Origin of the sequence: Microvirga aerophila, from assembly GCF_003332305.1 — a bacterium.
Lineage (GTDB): Bacteria > Pseudomonadota > Alphaproteobacteria > Rhizobiales > Beijerinckiaceae > Microvirga > Microvirga aerophila.
The window spans coordinates 47,390-67,298 of sequence record NZ_QOIO01000033.1 but is presented as its reverse complement, the minus strand read 5'-3'; the positions used below and the strand labels follow the sequence as shown (position 1 = coordinate 67,298).

At 61.5% G+C, this 19,909-nt stretch carries 15 protein-coding genes; 10 read left to right on the top strand and 5 right to left on the bottom strand.

What is annotated here, in order from left to right:
• Positions 1–651: 651 nt before the first annotated feature.
• Positions 652–996, bottom strand: coding sequence for a hypothetical protein (locus DRB19_RS18300; RefSeq protein WP_147022203.1), 345 nt, complete (start codon positions 994–996; stop codon positions 652–654).
• Positions 997–1,735: 739 nt separating this feature from the next.
• Positions 1,736–2,341 carry a peroxidase-related enzyme gene (locus DRB19_RS18290; protein ID WP_114187462.1) on the bottom strand — a complete coding sequence of 202 codons (606 nt, stop codon included), beginning with the start codon at positions 2,339–2,341 and terminating at the stop codon, positions 1,736–1,738.
• A gap of 119 nt (positions 2,342–2,460) precedes the next feature.
• Between DRB19_RS18290 and DRB19_RS18285 the strand changes: the two genes are divergently transcribed.
• Positions 2,461–3,261, top strand: coding sequence for an enoyl-CoA hydratase (locus tag DRB19_RS18285; RefSeq protein ID WP_114187461.1), 801 nt, complete (start codon positions 2,461–2,463; stop codon positions 3,259–3,261).
• Positions 3,262–3,264: 3 nt separating this feature from the next.
• On the opposite strand, the gene DRB19_RS18280 is transcribed toward DRB19_RS18285, so the two are convergent.
• From DRB19_RS18280 to DRB19_RS30030, 3 genes are all read right to left on the bottom strand, one after another.
• A complete protein-coding gene (locus DRB19_RS18280) occupies positions 3,265–4,896 on the bottom strand; it encodes an acyl-CoA synthetase (RefSeq protein ID WP_114187460.1) in 1,632 nt (543 codons plus the stop codon).
• Between the two features lie 170 nt (positions 4,897–5,066).
• On the bottom strand, positions 5,067–6,722 hold the full coding sequence (locus DRB19_RS18275) for an MFS transporter (RefSeq protein WP_114187459.1): 1,656 nt from the start codon (positions 6,720–6,722) through the stop codon (positions 5,067–5,069).
• 258 nt (positions 6,723–6,980) lie between these two features.
• Positions 6,981–7,478 carry a hypothetical protein gene (locus DRB19_RS30030; RefSeq protein ID WP_162815748.1) on the bottom strand — a complete coding sequence of 166 codons (498 nt, stop codon included), beginning with the start codon at positions 7,476–7,478 and terminating at the stop codon, positions 6,981–6,983.
• Between the two features lie 208 nt (positions 7,479–7,686).
• Here DRB19_RS30030 and DRB19_RS18270 point away from each other — a divergent pair, with 208 nt between their 5' ends.
• The 9 genes from DRB19_RS18270 (at position 7,687) to DRB19_RS18230 (ending at position 19,871) form a co-directional block, all read left to right on the top strand.
• Positions 7,687–7,947, top strand: coding sequence for a hypothetical protein (locus tag DRB19_RS18270; protein ID WP_114187458.1), 261 nt, complete (start codon positions 7,687–7,689; stop codon positions 7,945–7,947).
• Between the two features lie 86 nt (positions 7,948–8,033).
• Complete coding sequence (locus DRB19_RS18265; RefSeq protein WP_114187457.1) at positions 8,034–8,945, top strand: histone deacetylase family protein; 912 nt, start codon at positions 8,034–8,036, stop codon at positions 8,943–8,945.
• A gap of 645 nt (positions 8,946–9,590) precedes the next feature.
• Positions 9,591–12,968, top strand: a complete 3,378-nt coding sequence (locus DRB19_RS18260; protein WP_245439636.1) for a DEAD/DEAH box helicase — start codon at positions 9,591–9,593, stop codon at positions 12,966–12,968.
• 289 nt (positions 12,969–13,257) lie between these two features.
• Positions 13,258–14,055, top strand: a complete 798-nt coding sequence (locus tag DRB19_RS18255; RefSeq protein WP_245439634.1) for an SDR family NAD(P)-dependent oxidoreductase — start codon at positions 13,258–13,260, stop codon at positions 14,053–14,055.
• 285 nt (positions 14,056–14,340) lie between these two features.
• The gene (locus tag DRB19_RS18250; protein WP_162815747.1) at positions 14,341–14,724 is read left to right on the top strand and encodes a hypothetical protein; all 384 of its coding nucleotides are present in this window, start codon (positions 14,341–14,343) and stop codon (positions 14,722–14,724) included.
• Between the two features lie 100 nt (positions 14,725–14,824).
• Positions 14,825–16,426, top strand: a complete 1,602-nt coding sequence (locus tag DRB19_RS18245) for an ABC transporter substrate-binding protein (protein WP_114187455.1) — start codon at positions 14,825–14,827, stop codon at positions 16,424–16,426.
• Between the two features lie 3 nt (positions 16,427–16,429).
• The gene (locus DRB19_RS18240) at positions 16,430–17,401 is read left to right on the top strand and encodes an ABC transporter permease (RefSeq protein WP_114187454.1); all 972 of its coding nucleotides are present in this window, start codon (positions 16,430–16,432) and stop codon (positions 17,399–17,401) included.
• Between the two features lie 8 nt (positions 17,402–17,409).
• Positions 17,410–18,240 (top strand): ABC transporter permease, encoded by an 831-nt coding sequence (locus DRB19_RS18235; protein WP_114187453.1) that lies wholly within the window; start codon positions 17,410–17,412, stop codon positions 18,238–18,240.
• Entirely contained in the window at positions 18,237–19,871 is a 1,635-nt protein-coding gene (locus DRB19_RS18230; RefSeq protein ID WP_114187452.1) for an ABC transporter ATP-binding protein, read from the top strand. Before DRB19_RS18235 ends, DRB19_RS18230 begins: the two co-directional genes overlap by 4 nt.
• Positions 19,872–19,909 lie beyond the last annotated feature (38 nt).

Here is a 19,909-nt window from a genome sequence, read left to right as displayed (position 1 = left end):
ACTGAGCAAAAACAGATCACCCATTCGGAGCCTCCTCGACAGGAGGCTCTGAATCACACCTCAATCTAAATTAATAGGTCCTGAGTCTAGAAGTCTCGCGCACGGCGTTTGCCTGTCCGCGTATTCGATAGTGTCGGCTTAAAATCATCAGCCACTGCAAGGTGGAACAGGTCGAGGCCCCTTGGCTTCGGTTTGGGTAGCGGCCTCCAGAAGGGCAATGGCCAATGTCCGAGTCCGCCCTGGTGTGAGGTTCTCCGGCGCGATGGCTAAATCCGTCTTAATAAGACTAAGCCCTTTCGACAGCAATTCGGATCGCTATCCCGATCAGAGCAACGGCAGCATACCGGGAGACGGGCTCCCGCTGTTTTCGCTCATGGTTAACCTCTCAGTGCAGCGGAGGGCCTTGGATCTTGGCCTAAGCGCAACGGTTTGGTTCCCCGAGAGGCAGCCCTCCGGTTTCGAGACGCCAAGGAGAGCCGATAAGCTTTCGTCTTGCTGATAGCCACGGTGCGTTAAACGTAGTGGGGTGAAGGAAGAGCGGTAGGACATTCGTGGCCAAGAGTTATCCTCGTGCCCGGTATCACAGCCCTGCCTAGCGTAGTCTCACGAATTACCCTATTAGTTGATTTGTCTGTTGTGGGACCTGGCATTCTAATGCCTGCCCGAAGCTTGAGCACAGGCTAGATGGACCCCGCAATGTTGAGCCAGCTGCCACCCACCGGCGTGTCGAGCGGCGTGATACCGCGCGCATGGCCACAGCACCAGCTCGGGTGTCTTGTGGCTGGCGGGATTTTCCCACACCAGCAGCAGACACAGCGGCGGCAAATCCTCCAGCGAGGTGAAGCGCACCGTCGGGCCCACCTGCCAGACCTCCCAGGCGGCGCTCGCGGTGGGATCTGGCACGGAAGCCAGCGCCTGCAGCTCCGCCAAGATCTCGCCCAGACACTCATACAGCCACGGATGCAGCACCGCATTTATGCATCGATCGGCTTCCATCAGCCGCACCTGGCCGGAGGCGGGACGGAACAGGGTCAGGATCTCGGTCGTGCCGCCACGGATGTACTCATGCGGCCGCGTCGCCGTGCGGCTGGTAGGACGGCCCCGGATGCGGCACCGCCTAGAACGGGGCGACCTCGTCTCGTCCTCGCACTAGACCGCCAGCCCAAGTTGGGCGCCCAGCGTGAAGGCCTGATCGATCAGCTTTTTGGCAGGCGCATCGGGATCGCTGACGCGCACCAGCCCACGCTTGCGGTTCCGCAGCGCCATGCTGATCTTGCACCAGGTGCGGCTCTTCTACCAGCTCAGACACGGTTCGTGCAGAGTGCGCGGTGGTGGAATCGGCTGACGCGGGGCAAACCGTCCGGCGCTCGGCGCAGGGCCTTCTGCAGCAGGCTCAACGACTAGGCGGCGCCGCCGTCCTGCTCCCGCTGCGGGCGCGCGCCCACTCGGCAAGGATGCGCTGCTGCTCCTGAGCGCCATAGCGGGTGCCTGGGCCGCCGCCATGGCGCAGGCGCACAGTGGTGAGGGAGGGGCTCCCGGTACCGATCGAGCTTGGCTTGGGGCTTGTTCACAGGACTTAAGGATCCTGTAAATTCGGCCTGATCTTGGGGGGTTGCATATGTTTCGCCTATTAGGCGGTACGAGCCTGCCTGCTTCGTGCCCGGCCTCTTCATCGCTGGCATACCCGAGGGCTAAGTTGTTACGCTGGCAACAGCAGTAGACCTTGGTTGCCCCGTCATCCGCCTGATTGGGAGCCAGCGTTTCCGAATTCCCCGCGCCCCATTGAATAGAACTCTTCGTTTGGCCGCATCTGTGTCACGTTGGCAAGGCGGTTCGACATAGCAAAGAACGCCGCGATCGCGGCAATGTCCCAGATATCCTCTTGGTTGAACCCGTGCGACCCGAGGGCCTCTATGTCAACGCCGTTCACGGCGTAGGCCTCAAGGGCCACCTTCATCGCGAAGTCGAGCATCGCCCTCTGCCTGTCCGTAATATCCGCCTTACGGTAATTAATAGCGATCTGGTCGGCGATCTGCGGGTTCTTGGCGCGCACGCGCAGGATGGCCCCATGAGCAATGACGCAATACTGGCATTGATTGGCGCTGCTCGTCGCAACCACGATCATCTCGCGTTCGGTTTTCGTCAGACTGCCGGGTTTGTCCATCAGCGCGTCATGGTAGCCGAAGAAGGCGCGAAACTCGTCGGGACGATGAGCGAGCGCCAGAAACACATTCGGAACGAAGCCCGATTTTTCCTGCACGGCCAGGATGCGCGCTCGGATATCGTCCGGCATGTCCGAGATGGATGGCACGGGGAAACGGCTGATGGATGGCTGGTTCAAAACAGGACCTCGGCTTTCGTCGTTCAGACCTCCCAGAGGGAGGCGCTCCTGACGCTAGCATATTCGGCTTGGACCTTGCGGGAAACGCGACTTAGACTTAGGGCCCAAGGAGATCGCCGATGAGCCTGCAATATGCCGCCTCTAATGACAACATCTTGCTGCGTGAGGACCTCGATGGGGTCGTCACCCTCACGCTTAACCGGCCCGCTCAGTTCAACGCCTTGTCCGAAGAGATGCTGGCGGCGCTCCAATCGGCCTTGGATGACCTAGCGGCGGACGAGAGCGTCCGCTGCGTGGTGCTCGCTGCCGCCGGCCGGGCTTTCTGCGCTGGACATGACCTCAAGCAGATGCGCGCCAATCCGCGGCAGGATTATTATGAGGCCTTGTTTGCAGGATGCAGCAGGGTCATGCAGGGCATTGTCAATCTGCCTGTTCCGGTGATCGCCCGGGTGCACGGCATGGCGACGGCGGCGGGCTGCCAGCTCGTGGCGTCTTGTGATCTCGCGGTCGCGGCTGAGAGCGCCACTTTTGCGGTCTCCGGCATCAATGTAGGCCTGTTCTGCTCCACGCCGGCGGTCGCGCTCTCCCGTAATGTCTCGCCCAAGCACGCCTTCGACATGCTGGTCACCGGGCGCTTCATATTGGCCGCGGACGCTCTCTCGTATGGCCTCATCAGCCGCATGGCCCCCGATGACGAACTCGATGCGGCAGTCGCCTCGCTCACGGCGGATATCTGTTCGAAAAGCCCCGTGGCGATACGGACCGGGAAGGCCATGTTCAGCCGTCAGCGTGCCATGAGCCTCGAGGACGCCTATGCCTATGCGGGCGGCGTCATGGCCTGCAACATGATGGCCGAGGACGCCGCCGAGGGCATCGACGCCTTCATCGGCAAGCGCAAGCCCACATGGAAAGGGCGCTGACGGTTACTGCCGGGCGCGCGCTAGTTCCCGCAGGCGGAATTTCTGAATTTTGCCCGTGGAGGTTTTCGGTATCTCGGCGAACAGGATGGTGCGGGGGCACTTGAACGCTGCCAGATGCTGCCGGCACCAGGCGATCAGATCCGCCTCGGAGACGACTTCATCCGGCTTGAGTTCGACGAAGGCGCAAGGGGTCTCGCCCCATTTCTCATCCGGCATCGCAACCACTGCAGCCGCCTGCACGGCAGGATGCTTGTAGAGCGCATCCTCCACCTCGATTGAAGAGATGTTCTCGCCGCCGGAGATGATGATGTCCTTGGACCGGTCCTTGAGTTGGATGTAACCGTCAGGATATTTGACGCCGAGATCGCCGGAGTGAAACCAGCCGCCCTCGAAGGCTTTCGCCGTGGCGGCGGGGTTCTTGAGATAACCCTTCATGACCACGTTGCCACGGAACATGACCTCTCCCAGGGTCGCGCCGTCCGCCGGCACAGGCTGCATGGTTTCCGGATCGAGCACGTCGAGGGCTTCTAGAACGGGATAGCGCACGCCCTGACGGGCCTTTCGGGCGGCATATTCCGCAGCATCCAGGTTATCCCAGTCCTGATGCCATTCGTTGACGACTGCCGGGCCGTAGACCTCTGTGAGGCCATAGAGATGGGTCACGTCGAATCCGGCTTGCTTCATGGCAGCCAGCACTGCCTCCGGCGGCGGGGCCGCGGCCGTGAAGAAGCGGACCACATGGGGCAGGGGGCGCTTCTCGGCAGCCGGTGCATTGAGCAACGCCGACATGACGATGGGAGCGCCGCACAGGTGCGTAACCCCGTGGTCCGCAATGGCGTCGTACATAGGCTTTGCCCGCACGGCGCGAAGGCAAACATGGGTGCCCGCGACGATCGACAACGACCAAGGGAAGCACCAGCCGTTGCAGTGGAACATGGGCAACGTCCACAGATAGACCGGATGCTGGCCCATGCCGCCAGTGATGATGTTTCCCATGGCGAGCAGATACGCCCCGCGATGGTGATAAACCACGCCCTTGGGATCGCCTGTGGTGCCGGAGGTGTAGTTCAGGGTGATCGCATCCCACTCATCCGATGGGAGCCGCCATGCAAAATCGGGATCGCCCTCGGCCAGGAAGGCCTCGTATTCCATGGCCCCGAGATGCTCGCCTGGGCCTGTGAACTCCGGATCGTCATAGTCGATGACGAGCGGCTTGACGGACGCCAAGTCAAGGGCAGCCTTCACGGTTGCTGAGAACTCCCGGTCGGTGATCAGGACCTTTGCGTTGCTGTGAGCGAGCGAGAAGGCAATCACCCGTGCGTCGAGGCGGGTGTTGAGGGTGTTGAGCACGGCGCCGACCATCGGCACGCCATAGTGGCACTCGAGCATGGAGGGTGTGTTGGGAAGCATCACCGAGACCGTATCGCCGCGCCCGATGCCGCGTTCGGCCAATGCCGAGGCGAGACGTCTGGAGCGGGAATAAAAGTCCCGATAGGTGCGTCTCAAGGAACCATGAATGATCGCGGTTTGGTCCGGGTGGACGCCGGCTGCCCGCTCCAGGAACGTGAGGGGCGTCAACGGTTGAAAATTCGCCGGGTTCTTGTCGAGGTCTATGTCGTAAACAGTCAGGGTCAAAGGGGCTTCTCCCGTGCCTGTCGACAAGTATGGCCCAAGACCAGCCAGCCTGGCTACCCTGGGGGCGCGAGCCCGGACATGCTCAGGTGGTTTAACGGTAACTGCCGTGGGATCGGAAGAGGGCCGGCACCACCAGGCAACAGAGTCGGCCCATTGCCTAGCGGGGTGTTTCACGATGAGCCTGTCGGGTCCGTTATCGGGGCCGCCATATCGTGAGCCGGCACGTCGACTTCCGAGGTCACCCACCCGGCCTGACGCTCGATCATGCGATGGACCCGTGGACGCTCCGGGCCCTTATGCAAGGCGCGCAGCCTTTCTCCGACGATCGCATCAGCATGCGTCATGCGCTGGTTGTGCCGAACATATTCGAGCCAGGTGGGGAGGTGGTAGCGCTCGATCCACAGCTCTGGGTTCTCCAGGTCTCGCAGCAGAGTCCAATGACGCGCGCCGTCACGGCGTCGGACGCGCCTGCGTTCCGCCATCACGGAAAGAAACTCCACCACGTCCGACTCGCGGATGATGTACTCGATGGTCACCACGACGGGGCCGCTTCGCGGCCGTATGTCAATAGCGGTCTTGGGTTCGGTCCAGCGGTCGAGGGGATCGAGGTTCAGGGATTTGAGCTCCGGTAGTGGATAGCGCAGGCCCAGCACCGCCCCGGCCACCAACGTCACGGACGATATGAGAAGGGCGTCGGCCACGCCCCAGGTTTCGGCAGCGGCGCCCCAGATCCAACTGCCGAACGCCATTCCGCCGAAAGTTGCCATCTGGTAGAGCGCAAGCGCTCGGCCGACGACCCAACGGGGAGCAGACAGCTGCACGGTCGCATTGAAGCTCGATAGGGCCAGAACCCAGCTCGCCCCACCGATGGCCATGGCGGCCACCGTCAGGACGGGCAGGGAACTTAACCCGGCAATGCAGGCGCAGGCCGCGAAGCCGACAAACGCCGAGCGGGTCAGCGCTTCGGCCGAGAGGGCCTGGCGCAGGCGCGCGCTGACAAAGGCGCCGCCAACGGCTCCCATGCCGAATGCTCCGAGCAGAAGGCCGAAAGTCAGCGGTCCGCCATGGATCAGATCCCGTGCAATGAGCGGCATGAGCGCCTGAACGGAGATTGCCGCGAGGCCAAACACCCCACCGCGGAGCAGCACGATTCCAATATTCGGCGACATCGCGACGTATCGGAGACCCGCCGCCATGGCGCTTGCGAGCGGTTCCGGCGGGAGGGTCCGGGGCGGCATGGCGGGACGCCAGCGCGCCAACACGGCAATGAGTCCGATATAGCTGATCGCATTGACGGCGAAAGCCGCGAATGCTCCCGCGGCACCGACGATCAGGCCGCCGATCGCCGGCCCGACGCTTCGGGCGATATTGAACCCCATGCTGTTGAGCGTGATGGCGGCGGGAAGATCCGTGCGTGGCACCATCTCACCCACCAGCGATTGCCATGCGGGCCCGTTGAAGGCCGTTCCGCAGCCGACCAGGAACGTGAAGGCAAGGAGCAGCCAGGGCGTCACCAGACCGAAATAGCTGGAGAGTGTGAGGGCCACCGACACGACGAGCAGGAAGGCTTGTGATGCGAGCATCAACCTGCGTCGATCGAAGTTGTCGGCGATCGACCCTGCCACCAGAGAGAACAGCATGATCGGGAGCGTCGTCGATGCCTGCACCAACGCCACCAGGTCGGCCGACGGGCTGATGGATGCCATCAACCAGGCCGCACCGACCGATTGGATCAGCCCACCGAAGTTGGAGAAGAGACTTGCGATCCATACGTCGCGAAAAATCCGATGCCGGAAGGGCCTCAGAGCAGAGTTTTGATTGTCCAATGTCTCAATCTCTGGCGTCACGCTCTACTGGCCAATCCGAATGATCCGTCCCATCCATAATGGTATCCGCGCTCGATGGCAGCCGGAATCCGCGTCTCGGTCATGGGAGGGTTGGATAACGCCAAGAGATAGAACGGTTTGACCTGATGCGGTCTCCTACAAGGGGCGGGAACCCAAGGCACTCGTGGATCCCTGGCGCGAACCTTCAGACCGTTTGCTCTTACGGCTCGAAGGCCCGGATGCAGGTTGCGCCGCCGATCAGCAGGTCGCACATATTCGCTTGGTTGCCTTGTCGCTTTCTTCCTGAGCGCGTTGCTCCCTCTCGGTTTCCGGGCCAATATTGCCAAGACCGGTCTGGTTCCCGGTTGAACCACTGGCCCCCGGACCTTGGCGCGGGGCTCCAGAGTTGGCCGTTCCCGTGGTGCCGACCGATCCTGTTGCGCCCGGTGGGACGATCGGTGGCGTCAATGATTGACCTGCTGCCCCGTTGGGGTTGGCGCCGCCAGGCTGTTGAGCCGCGCCCGCAGCTCCAGGCGTGCCGACTGTGCCCGGGCTCATCGCACCGCCGCCACCCACTGCACCGCCACCTGCCGCACCGCCGCTCGCGCCGGAACCTGCCGCACCCCCTGCACCGCCCCCTGCGCCGCCGCCTCCAGAGCCTCCCGATCCCCCGCCGGATTGAGCGAAGGCCAGCGATCCTGCCGCGACAGACAGGACAGTCACCAAGGCCAAGGTCGGTAATTGACGGGAGATCATGGGCCCCTCCGGACGCAGCATGGCTAATAGGGGACAAACTCCAGACCAGACCCGAGGTTTCAGCTTAGCTTTAGGGCTAGCGGCTCTGTTCCGCGTCACTTCACCCAGGTCTCCCGGCTCCAAGTCAGGGAGATGACTGACAACGCTCGGAGCCAAGTAGGCACCATGGCGTTATGGAGGAGGTGTGTTGCCGACGGAGAGCAGCGGAATGGCTCGTGAAATTACTGACGCGGACGGGATCACCTGGTCGTGCATCCAAGCCTTTGCGGGCCTCGGCAATAATGCGGAGAAAGTAGACGCTGCTCGGGTGTCCGGACACGAGGAACTCGTTCACGTAGTGTGTACCCCGAGCGGCGGCGCGCAGTCCGTGCGGGTTGAACTGCCCGATAGCTGGGAGAAAGGCCTGCCCGATGATGCGTTGCTGAGGAAAATTCATGCGCGCCTCAGCGAGGAGCAGGCGCAATCCTAGCGGGTTCCATACAGCAAACGATGCGCTAGCAAGCCAGGTGCGCCCAGGCCATTGTTCATGCCAGGCTCTGCTCTAGGTTGCGATCCATGCTAGTGCCTATCGTGTTCCACCCGGCCTACGAGGCTGCGCTGCCCGACGATCATCGGTTCCCGATGAGGAAGTATGGGCGTCTCGCCGAAGTCCTGGACCAGCAGGGCATGGCGCCCAGTGGGTTTATTCGCCCTCATGAGGCCGCCGCAGAGTTGATCGCGCTTGCTCACGATCGATCCTATGTGGATCAGGTGTTCGCCTGTTCCGTTCCGCGTGAGATGGAGCGTCGGATCGGATTGCCCATCGACGAAGGAGTCGTGCGTCGCGCCCGCGCTTCGGCCGGCGGTACATTACTGGCCGCAACTCTTGCCCTCCAGCACGGTCTCGCCGGCAGCACCGCGGGCGGCAGCCATCATGGCCAGCGCCTCACTGGGGCTGGGTTCTGTGTATTCAACGATGTGGCCATTGCCGCAAAGGCGCTTAAGGCAGAAGGTCGGATCCAGCGGGCGCTCGTCGTTGATCTCGATGTCCATCAAGGCGACGGGACGGCGGATTGCCTATCCGATGATCCGGATCTTTTCACCTTTTCCATGCATGCCGAAAAGAATTATCCCGTGCGCAAGATTCCGAGTGATCTCGACCTTGGCCTGCCGGACGGCATGGAGGACCGCCCGTACCTTGACGTTCTGCAAGCGCACCTGCCGCGCCTTCTCGATGCGCTTGAGCCCGACCTGGTATTCCTGAATGCCGGCGTTGATCCCCACCGAGAGGATCGGCTGGGTCGTCTCGCGCTCTCCGATCAGGGCCTGCGCCAGCGCGACGGCTACGTCGTCGAAGAGACCCGCCAACGCGGGATCCCCATGGTGGCCGTCATAGGGGGAGGCTACTCCCATGATGTCGATGCCCTGGCAAGACGACATGCGATCATCTTCGAGACGATGGCCAACTGGGCCGCGACGGGCACGTGAGCGCCGCATGTGGAGCCCGATGTCCGATGAGACGTCAAGTCGCTCCCCGGGGGTGGATATCTCTCTGAACCTCATTCATGTGCGGCCACGCCTGCATTTTGCAAACCCACTGTGCTCTTGCTGGCACAGCCATCGGTCCGCAAATCAGGCATAACATTATGGTCCGGGTTTGGAGGGCTGGGGGCAGCTTCCTCCCTGACTATAAACGCCTCGGCCGGGAGTCGAGGCGTTTCATTTTTTTGCGGCGACGATTGCAGCCAGCTATGGCTTGTATCCGAACTTCATAGCTTTGGGCGCAGCCGCATCTCCCAGGATGGTAGGCAGGAGGACTTGACCTCGGTTCCGAGGAAGTGAGCTTTTGCTCAAGTCCTGTTGCCAAAAGAAGAGCGCCCATTGGGCTGGCGCTCGAGGTAGGCCGCCTCTCGCGGCCGGTTCCAGGGAGAACTAACCGTGCCAGAAGGCACCCTGGAAGGCTGCGCCCGAAGAATGAAGAAAGAGTTAAAATCTGCGCCTGAACTGACGTCCATCCAACGTGCGCAGCGCTTGATTTCACTTGGGCGGCACCACAGGCAGGTCCACGCGAATCCTAGATGATTGAACGCGAAGCATCCATGCGAGTTGTCACCGGGCGATCAGGAGACCGGAATGACCACGACCAAACGCCAGGGCAGCGCCCATAGGACCATTGCCACGACTGGCCGTTTAGGTGAGAGCGCCATAGCAATCCTGCGAGAGGCCAGGGCGGCTGCATCAGAAGCGCTTATCGTCGTTTCAAGCGACCGCAAGGCCGCTGATCTGATCAGGGCGCTCAAAGTCCTCTCTCCTGATCTGCAGGCGGTTTATTTCCCCGGGTGGGATTGCCTGCCCTACGACCGGGCATCGCCGTCACGGGTGTCAATGGGGCGAAGGCTGGCTGCTCTTCGATCGGTTGCGAAGGACCCGAACGCTCCTTGGGTTGTCGTGACCTCGCCTCTTGGGATCATCCAGCGCATTCCGCCGAAGGACGATATCATCCGGGCCGAAACGCTTCTAAAGCCGGGTGATGAAGTGAATCTTTCTCAACTGGAGCAAAAGCTTCAGCGGCTTGGCTACATCTTCGATGAACGGGTGGATGAGCCAGGCGAAATGGCCGTACGCGGACAGGTGATCGATATCTTCCCGGCTGATGCGACGGTCCCGGTCCGCATCGAACATCAGCAAGGGCAAATTCTCGCGCTTCGCCCTTACGACGCGGCCAGCCAGCTCGCGTCGGGCGAATGTGAGGAGCTGCGGCTCATTCCGGCCTCCGAATGTTTCTCGCTCGACGGTGCCGCGATACTTACACTGTCTACCGGAACGGAGCACCGCCTTCCCGAACACTTCGGCGGCCTCGACACCTTGTTCTCGATCCTCCCAAAATGCCGCGTCCTCCTCGATACGGGAGCGGAGAGGCGGATTGCCACGGCGCTGGAGCAGATTCGGGATGCCTTCGAGAGCCGCTCGAAGCTACGACCGGAGCGTGCCGAGGGAGAGAGGCCGCTTGCGCCGGATCGTCTCTATCTGACCGACACGGAATGGGCCGGATTTCTCGAAGCGCGAAACGTTACACGGCTGGTTGAGCAGCCTGACAATCCCGAGCTTGAGCCGCCGCCACTCTTTGCCACCGGAGCGCGATCCCTTCGCCGCTTCGCAGATTTCGTGATGGCCGAAGTACAGGAGAGGAATAGGGTTGTTCTGGCAGGAGCAGGCGATGTGGACCTGCGCCGGTTGTCCCGTACCGTCATGGATGATCTCGACAAGCCAATCGAAGTTGCGAACGATTGGATATCGATCGAGAAGGCCGCTTCCGGGCAGGTTCTCACGCTTCCTCTCGGTCTCGATGCAGGCTTTCGGGACCCTGCGAGCAAAACAGCGGTCATCACCGCCGCCGACGTCTTCGGCAGCCGCGCGCGCTCTTCCGCTGCTTCGTTCCAAGCGCCAACCGGTCTTGCAACGACTGAACTTGAGCTTCGCATCGGCGACGTTCTCGTTCATCTCGATCACGGACTTGGCGTTCTGGAGGGGATCGAAAGCGTCAATACGGGTGATGCGACCGCTGATCTTTTGCGCTTGTCTTATGCGGATGATGCAACTCTCATGGTGCCGGCTGACGAGATGGATCGATTATGGCGCTACGGAGCCTCGTCCGACACCGTGAGCCTCGACCGGATAGACGGAGACACGTGGACAAAGCGAAGGGAGAAGGTCGAGGCCGAGATCGCCGAAAGTGCCGCTTTGCTGGTTCAGGCGGTCAAGGCTCGCGCAGATGGCCAGACGCCGAAGCTTGTTCCTCCCCGGGCCGCCTACGAACGCTTCGTGTCCCGGTTTCCTTATGAAGCAACCGCCGATCAAGCTTCCGCCATCTCGGCGGCGCTTGCGGACTTGGAGTCCGGCCGTCCTGCCAACCGGCTCGTCTGCGGCGATGTGGGGTTCGGAAAAACCGAGGTCGCCCTTCGGGCTGCGGCGGCGGCCGCTCTTGCGGGCAAACAGGTTGCGGTCGTTGCTCCAACGACCGTGCTGGCACGCCAACATGTGCAGACCTTCGAACGAAGATTTGCCGGGCTTGGAATCAAGATCGGTCATCTCTCCCGTCTTGTCGGCCCCACGGAAGCGAAAGCCGTGAAGGCAGGGCTTGCCGACGGCAGCATCCACATCGTCGTCGGCACCCATGCGGTTGCGGGCAAGGGCGTCCGCTTCATGGATCTTGGGCTTGTGATCATCGATGAGGAGCAGAGATTTGGCGCTGCGCACAAAGCGAAACTGAAAAGCCTCGCCCATGGGGCGCATGTTCTCACATTGACGGCGACGCCTATTCCGCGAACCATGCAATCCGCCCTCGTGGGTCTTCAAGATCTCAGCGTTATTGCGACCCCGCCGTCACAGCGGCAGCCGATCCGCACCTTCGTCATTCCGTTCGACGGCCCTACGGTGCGGGAGGCTTTGCTCCGTGAGCAGCGCCGTGGTGGACAAAGCTTCGTAGTCTGCCCCAGAATCGAAGATATCGAGCCGCTTGCAAAGCACCTGAAGGAGCTTGTTCCAGAGCTTGAGACTGTTGTGATCCATGGGGGAATGTCGGCCGGAGACATCGATGACGCCATGGTTCGTTTCGCCGATGGCGAAGGGAGCGTTCTCCTGGCCACGAACATCATCGAGAGCGGCCTGGACGTGCCGCGTGCGAATACGATGCTTGTTTGGCGGCCTGATCGTTTCGGACTATCGCAGCTCCATCAACTACGGGGGCGCGTCGGGCGGGGACGGGTGAGGGGCGTCACCTACCTGATGACGGATCCCTCGCACACTCTTCCAAACGCGACCCGCAAGCGTCTCGAGACGCTTGCCAGCCTCGACCGCCTGGGAGCCGGCTTCGCGATCAGCGCGCGAGACCTCGACCAGCGAGGCGCCGGCGATCTCTTCGGAGAGGATCAAGCGGGTCATATGAAACTCATCGGCGTCTCGCTCTATCAAAACCTTCTGTCCAAAGCTGTCGCCCATGCCCGCGGCGAGGGACAGGACGAAAGGACGCGTCCAGATATCAACATTGATGCGCCAGGGTACATTCCGGAGGATTACGTTCCCGAGCCAGAAATGCGGATCAATCTCTACGCGCAGCTGTGCCGTTTGAATGATGAGAACGCGGTGGATGCGTTTGAACAGGAAATCGAGAATCGTTTTGGCAACCTCCCGTCGCCTGTCGTGAACTTGGTTGCTCTTGCTCGATTGCGCGAACACTGCCGCCAATTCGCCGTTTCCAAGCTCGACGCGGGCCCTCAGGCCGTTGCTCTCACATTTAGCGATGCCGCGGATCGAGCCTTGATCGACCATGCGATCGCCCAATCCAATGGGGCTCTTCAATGGCGCAATGGACGCCTGCTTTGGACACGCTCAGCCGAAACTTCAGTCGAACGGCGCGCCGACGCCGAAAAGGTGTTTCAATTTCTGATGAAAACACGGCGGTCCCTGATTGCGCGGGAAAGCAGAGGCGCATGTTTGGGAACTCTCGCCTGACTGCGCCGTTTGATGGGACCTGTGAACGACTTAGGGTGCCTGAATGCAATCCTTCAATGATCTCGACCGCCGCATTGCCGAACTTGCCGTCTTTCTGGACCCTGTCCCTTTGAGAACGATCAGGATCTCTCACTTGCGAAACGGCGCAGTGCAGCATGGCGTGAGGCCGCGAACCGGCTTGGACACTAGGGTGACACTGTCACGATAATCAGCGCCGCTCTTCGTTTCGTCTGAACGGTGAGATACCTTGTGAGAATCGAGCCTTCGTCCAATGAAAGGAAGCAAGACCGTGACGTCCAGCCCTGACGATACGAAGTTCGCCACGATTCCTGACCTGACGGATAAGGTGGTTCTCATCACCGGCGGAAGCACCGGGATCGGCGCGGCCGCTGCTCGCGCCTTCGGCCAGTGTGGCGCCAAGGTGGCGATCAACTACAATTCGAGCCATCCCGAAGCGGAAGGTGTCGCTGCAGCGGTTCAGGAGGCAGGAGGGCAGGCGCTTCTGGTGCGGGACGACGTGACCGAGTCGAGCGCGCCTGCACGGGTGGTCGAGCAGGTTGTTCAGGAGTTCGGCCGCCTCGATGTCCTCATCAACAATGCCGGCGCGCTGATCAAGCGCACGCCAATCGCCGACTACTCGGACGAGTATATGGACGCGCTCCTCGACCTCAATGTGAAGCAGGTCATTCGCTTCATTCGCGAGGGTGCTGTTCAGATGCGCCGTCAGGGTGGTGGGTCCATCATCAATGTCAGCTCGATCGCCGCCCGCAATGGCGGAGGCCCAGGATCGGTTCTCTATGCTGCATCCAAGGGCTTCGTGTCGACTGCCACCCGAGGCTGGGCGAGGGAGCTTGCGAAGGAGCGCATCCGCGTCAACGCCGTGTCGCCCGGCGTGATCCTGACCCCGTTTCACGAGCGATACTCCACCGCGGAACAACTGGCCTCCATGCAGGCCACGATTCCGATGGATCGCCTGGGAGAGCCGGACGATTGCGTCGGTGCTTTCCTTTATCTCGCGTCCGATCAGCTCAGCGGTTACGTGACAGGACAGATCCTTGAGGTGAACGGCGGACAGTATATGCCCTGACGGCTAAGCATGAACCCTGACCCTGGATAGGAGTTCTCCTTCTAACCTTCCTTGTGGACAGGTAGCTTGGCCATGGATCATGACTCAAGATTTGACCGTTATTGGTGCCCCGTCGCGGCAGCCGGAGCTCTTGCCTTAGTGGCATGGATCATCACCCTTCCTCTCTGGCAATGAAGAGGGCCGAACCAAGGCCCTGCTGCCTCAGGGGCTTTTCGGGCGCGGCTATCCTTCACGACGCGGCGCTTTGAGGTATAGGAACGGCCTGAGGTGAGAGGTGCTGCATTGGTGAAGCGAATTGGATCGACTGCGTGGCGGGTCGAGGTATCGGATGACGGAAGACTGTTTTCGCTGGGCGTCAGAACCGAAGCGGGGCGCGAATATGAAGTGATGCTCGGGACGGTCGATTCCACGCCTATTCTGTCGGATCTTCTGTCGGAGATGACCCGGGTTCATCAAACCCTGCCACCTCGGACCTTCGAGCCTGGGGCCGGGCCGCATCATCCGAAAAGCCAACCGCTGCATCCCATGAGCAGCAGGGTCGAGCATCACAATGGGGTGCCAATCATCGTTCATGATTTCGGCGGGACAATCCTGAAAGTCCGGATTGATCCGGAGGAGCTACGCCAAAGCCTGCTTCGTCACGAAGAAACTCCATCGGAGCAGGCTTAATAACATTATTAAAATGTGATTATGGTCAATTCACGTTGACACTCGGCCATAGGTGCGTAAGGTAGCCTGACCTATTCATTCAAAGGGGGACTACGCTCCCATGCGCCTCAACCGTCGCGATGCTTTGCTTTCCACCAGCGCTGCTCTTCTTGGCACGCTCCTTCCTCGCACCGTTTTCGCTCAGGAAAATCCGAGGCGCGGTGGAGTGTTGACGGCTCACCTCGGGTCGGAGCAGAGGATCCTCAACCCGGCGCTCCGGGCTTCGACGGGCGTGTATCTGGTCACTAGCAAGATCATGGAAGCGCTGGTCGATCTCGACGCCAAGGGCAGTCCGTCTCCGGTGCTTGCGACCAGCTGGGAAGCCACCCCGGACGGCAAGACCATCACGTTCAAGCTGCGTGAGGGGGTGACTTGGCACGATGGAAAGCCCTTCACGGCCGCGGATGTGCAGTACACCGCGCTCGAGATGTGGAAGAAGCACCTCAACTATGGCACGCAGCTCCAGCAGTACCTGGAGGCCGTCGATAGGCCGGATCAATACACGGCTGTGTTTCGCTATTCGCGCCCCATGCCTCTCAATCTTCTGCTGCGTGCGCTTTGCGATCTTGGCTATGTGGCGCCGCGCCATGTGTTCGAGGGCACCAATGTTCTTGAAAACCCGGCCAACACGGCCCCAATCGGCACCGGGCCGTTCAAGTTCGTCCAGTACGAGCGCGGTCAGTACATCGTGGCGGAGCGCAATCCGAATTACTGGCGCAAGGACCAGCCTTACCTCGACCGCGTCGTGTGGCGCGTGATCACTGATAAATCCGCCGTGGCGGCCGCTTTGGAGACCGGACAGATCCAGCTCAGCTCGTATAACGGTTTGTCCCTGTCTGATCTGGACCGCTTGAAGGAAGACGAGCGTTTTGAGGTTTCGACCCGCGGAATCGAGGCGAACGCCTTCAACAATACGCTCGAATTCAACACCCGCCGCAAGGAACTCTCGGACGTGCGCGTCCGGCGCGCCATCGCGCATGCGATCGACGTTGAGTTCTTCATCGAGAACTTCCTGTACGGACAGGGCAAGCCCGCAACAGGGCCCATTCCTTCGTCCTCGCCGGCTTTCTATCCAGGGGGCACGGCGCCCTATCCGTTCGATAAGAAGAAGTCGGAGGCGCTGCTTGAGGAGGCCGGCTACAAGCGCGGCCCGGATGGCACCCGCTTCACGCTCAAGCTCGTTCCGATCATGAACGGCGAGGACGTGCCGCTGCTCGCGACCTACATCCAGCAGTCGCTTGCTGAAATCGGCATCAAGGTCGAGATCGTGCAGCTCGATATCGCCGGCGCCCTCACGACGGTCTATCGGGACTGGAATTTCGACCTCGCGACAGGCTGGCACCAGTACCGTGGCGATCCGGCGGTTTCGACGACGGTCTGGTATCGCTCCGGATCGCCCAAGGGAGCGCCCTGGACGAACCAGTGGGGCTGGCAGTCCGACAAGGTCGACCAACTCATCGACCAGGCAGCCAGCGAGATCGATCCCGTCAAGCGCAAAGCGCTCTATGGGGATTGGGTGAAGGCGGTAAACGAAGAAATCCCGGTCTGGATGATCACGGAGCGTCAGTTCTTCGCGGCCACCAACAAGCAGGTTCGCAATCACCATAATACGCCCCGCTGGGATTCGAGCGATTGGCATGACACTTGGATTGCATCGTCGTAAATCATGCGTGTTCTGCTTCTCGCCCTCCGCCGCCTCGCTGCCAGTTTGCCGACGCTGCTGATTGTTCTGATCGGCTTGTTTCTGCTGCTGCAGTTGGCGCCTGGCGACACAGTTGACGCTCTCGTCGCGCAAATCGGCGGGGGCGATCCCAGGATGATCGAGGAGTTGCGGCGCTACTACGGGCTCGACGTGTCCGTGGCGGTGCAGCTTGGGCGATATGTCTGGCGTCTCCTTCAGCTCGACCTCGGCTTCTCGGCCATCTACGGGAAGCCGGTTGCCGACGTGATCCTGGAGAGGCTGCCTACGACGCTTCTTCTCATGGGCTCTGCGCTGAGTTTCGCATTCGCGGCCGGAATGGCGCTTGGCGTTCTTGCAGCCCAGCGGGTCAACCGGTGGCCGGACACGCTGATCTCGACCCTTGGGCTGATCTTTTATGCGACGCCTTCATTCTGGTTCGGCCTGATGGGCATCGTTATCTTCGCGGTCAATCTCGGCTGGCTGCCGGCCGGCGGCATCGAGGAGATCGGCGCAGGGTACACGGGCTTCCGGCGGTTCCTCGACATCGCATGGCATCTTCTTCTGCCTACGCTGACTCTGGCCCTGATTTTTCTAGCGACGTACCTTCGGATCATGCGCGCCTCGATGCTGGAAGTGATGAACCTCGAATTCGTCCGCACCGCCCGCGCCAAGGGCCTAAGCCCAGGCCGGGTCATTTCGGCCCACGTGCTGCGCAACGCGCTCCTTCCCATGGTGACGCTGATCGGGCTTCAGGCCGGCACCATGCTTGGCGGGTCGGTCGTGGTGGAGAGCGTTTTCGCGCTGCCAGGCCTTGGGCGGCTGGCCTATGAATCCGTGGTGCAGCGGGACCTCAACACGCTTCTGGGGATTGTCTTCGTGTCGGCCCTGCTGGTGATCGTGGTCAATTTTCTTGTCGATCTTCTTTACGCGCGTCTCGATCCGCGCATTGTGGGCTGAGGACGGTTATGGAAACCGTGAAACGTCTCGCCAGGAGCCCGACCGCCGTTGTCGGGCTGATCCTCTTGGCCCTCGTCATCGGAATGGCGCTGAGCGCTCCCGTGCTGTTTCCCAAGGATCCTCTCGGACTGGCAGGGCGCCCATTGCAATGGCCCCTGGCCAATGCGCGTTTCTGGTTCGGCACGGATACGACGGGACGTGACATCGCGGCGCAAATTTTTCACGGCGCGCGGGTGTCTCTGCTCATCGGAATTGTCGCCACTTTGCTGGCGATCACGATCGGCATCGTCATCGGAGCCGTCGCGGGCTATTACGGAGGCATCATCGACGATGTTCTCATGCGGGTCACCGAGGCCTTCCAAACCCTGCCGAATTTTCTCCTTCTCCTGGTTCTCGTGGCGGTCTTCGGGTCAGACATCAAGACTGTCACCATCGCCATCGGCCTCGTCTCGTGGCCTGCAGCCGCTCGCTTGACACGAGCAGAGTTTCTCACGCTCCGAAGCCGGGAATTCGTCCAAGCCTGCCGTACCCTCGGCATGCGTGACGCCCAGATCATCTTTCGCGAAATCCTGCCCAATGCCCTGCCGCCGGTCATCGTCTATGCGAGCGTGATCATGGCGGTGGCGATCCTCCTGGAGAGCGCCCTGGCGTTCCTCAACCTCTCCGATCCGAACGTTCCCTCGTGGGGCAACCTGATCGGAACCGGCCGGTCGGTTCTTCGCACGCAATGGTATGTGTCGGCCATTCCGGGCGTGGCCATCCTGCTGACAGTGCTCTCCGTGTCTCTTGTCGGGCAGGGGCTCAACGATGCACTGAACCCGAGGCTGAAGCGCCGATGAGGGCTGTTCTGTCCATCAGGAACCTGACGGTCGCGCTTCCTGCAGGGGCGGATCGGCCGCATGCGCTTGAAGACGTTTCCCTCGATCTCAAGGCTGACGAGATTCTCTGCGTCGTCGGTGAAAGCGGCTCGGGCAAGTCGATGACCGCAGGCGCCATTCTGGGCCTTTTGCCTGAAGGGGTCAGCGCACAATCCGGAGAGATCCTACTGGAGGGCGAGGATCTTCTCAGGTTCAGCGATGCTGACATGCGCATGATTCGCGGCGCACGCATCGGCATGATCTTTCAGGAGCCCATGACGGCGCTCAATCCCCTGCGGACTATCGGCGACCAGATTGCCGAGATGTTTCGCACCCATACAGATCTTGGCTCCTCCGAGATCATGAAACGTGTGCTGGACCTTCTTCGAGACGTTCATATCCCCGACCCCGAGAGCGCCCGGCGCGCCTACCCGCACGAACTTTCCGGCGGCCAGCGTCAGCGGGCCATGATCGCCATGGCGCTTGCCCTCGAGCCGCGGGTTCTCATCGCCGATGAGCCGACGACGGCCCTCGACGTCACCACCCAGGCGCAAATCCTCAAGCTCATTCGCGAGCTCCAGCAGCGGAAGGGAACCGCGGTGCTGTTCATCACCCACGATTTCGGGGTGGTGGCCGAGATCGCCGACCGGGTTGCCGTGATGCAAAGCGGCCGGGTGGTCGAAGAGGGCAGGGCCGACGAAATCCTTAATCGCCCGCAGCATCCTTATACGAAGGCGCTGATCGCGGCCGTCCCGCCTCTCGTGCCGCCTGCACCGCAAGTCGTGGCGTCAGAGCCCATCCTGCGCATCGAGCACGTTTCCAAGACATACCGAAAAGGTGGGCTGCTCGCGCGCAACCGCCGTGTCACGCATGCAGTTCAGGACGCAAATCTCGTCCTTCCCCGAGGAGGAACCCTCGGGATCGTCGGAGAAAGCGGCTCGGGAAAGTCTACGCTTGCCCGCTGCATCGTGCGGCTGCTTGATCCCGATACGGGGTCGATCCGTCTCGGCGACACGGACCTCGCCTCTCTGTCACGGAAAGAGATGCGCTCCGAAACCCGCCGAATCCAGATGGTGTTTCAGGATCCTTTCGCGTCTCTCAACCCGCGGCGGCGCGCCGGCGAACTCGTCGCGCAGGGTCCGATCATCCATGGCGAGGCCCCCTCCAAGGCCTATGCAAAGGCCAAGGAGCTGTTCGCGCTCGTCGGGCTCGACCCGAGCGCCACAGAACGCTATCCGCATGAATTCTCGGGCGGGCAGCGCCAGCGCATAGGACTTGCCCGGGCGCTCGCACTCGAGCCGGAGGTTCTTGTGGCGGACGAGCCGGTTTCCGCCCTGGACGTCTCCGTCCAGGCCCAGGTTCTGCGGCTGTTGGCGGATTTGCGCAGCCGACTTGGACTGTCGATGGTGTTCATCACCCACGACCTGCGCGTAGCAGCCCAGATCTGCGACCGCATCGCCGTCATGAAAAGCGGCGGCGTCGTCGAGGAGGGAACAACCGCGGAAGTCTTCGCAGCGCCGCGCCACCCTTACACGCAGGCGCTCCTCGCTTCTGTTCCCGGTCGTGATTGGATGCCGCCTGTTCAGGCAGATGCTCTGCTGGCAGCATCCTGAGCATGCCACTTTCGTTGATTGAAATTTCCTGAGCTCTG

Coding starts and splice junctions, on each gene's coding strand:
- DRB19_RS18300 (WP_147022203.1), bottom strand. CDS start 996: ATGGAAGCCGATCGATGCATAAATGCGGTGCTGCATCCGTGGCTGTAT.
- DRB19_RS18270 (WP_114187458.1), top strand. CDS start 7,687: ATGGCTCGTGAAATTACTGACGCGGACGGGATCACCTGGTCGTGCATC.
- DRB19_RS18245 (WP_114187455.1), top strand. CDS start 14,825: ATGCGCCTCAACCGTCGCGATGCTTTGCTTTCCACCAGCGCTGCTCTT.
- DRB19_RS18265 (WP_114187457.1), top strand. CDS start 8,034: ATGCTAGTGCCTATCGTGTTCCACCCGGCCTACGAGGCTGCGCTGCCC.
- DRB19_RS18240 (WP_114187454.1), top strand. CDS start 16,430: ATGCGTGTTCTGCTTCTCGCCCTCCGCCGCCTCGCTGCCAGTTTGCCG.
- DRB19_RS30030 (WP_162815748.1), bottom strand. CDS start 7,478: ATGATCTCCCGTCAATTACCGACCTTGGCCTTGGTGACTGTCCTGTCT.
- DRB19_RS18235 (WP_114187453.1), top strand. CDS start 17,410: ATGGAAACCGTGAAACGTCTCGCCAGGAGCCCGACCGCCGTTGTCGGG.
- DRB19_RS18230 (WP_114187452.1), top strand. CDS start 18,237: ATGAGGGCTGTTCTGTCCATCAGGAACCTGACGGTCGCGCTTCCTGCA.
- DRB19_RS18260 (WP_245439636.1), top strand. CDS start 9,591: ATGACCACGACCAAACGCCAGGGCAGCGCCCATAGGACCATTGCCACG.
- DRB19_RS18285 (WP_114187461.1), top strand. CDS start 2,461: ATGAGCCTGCAATATGCCGCCTCTAATGACAACATCTTGCTGCGTGAG.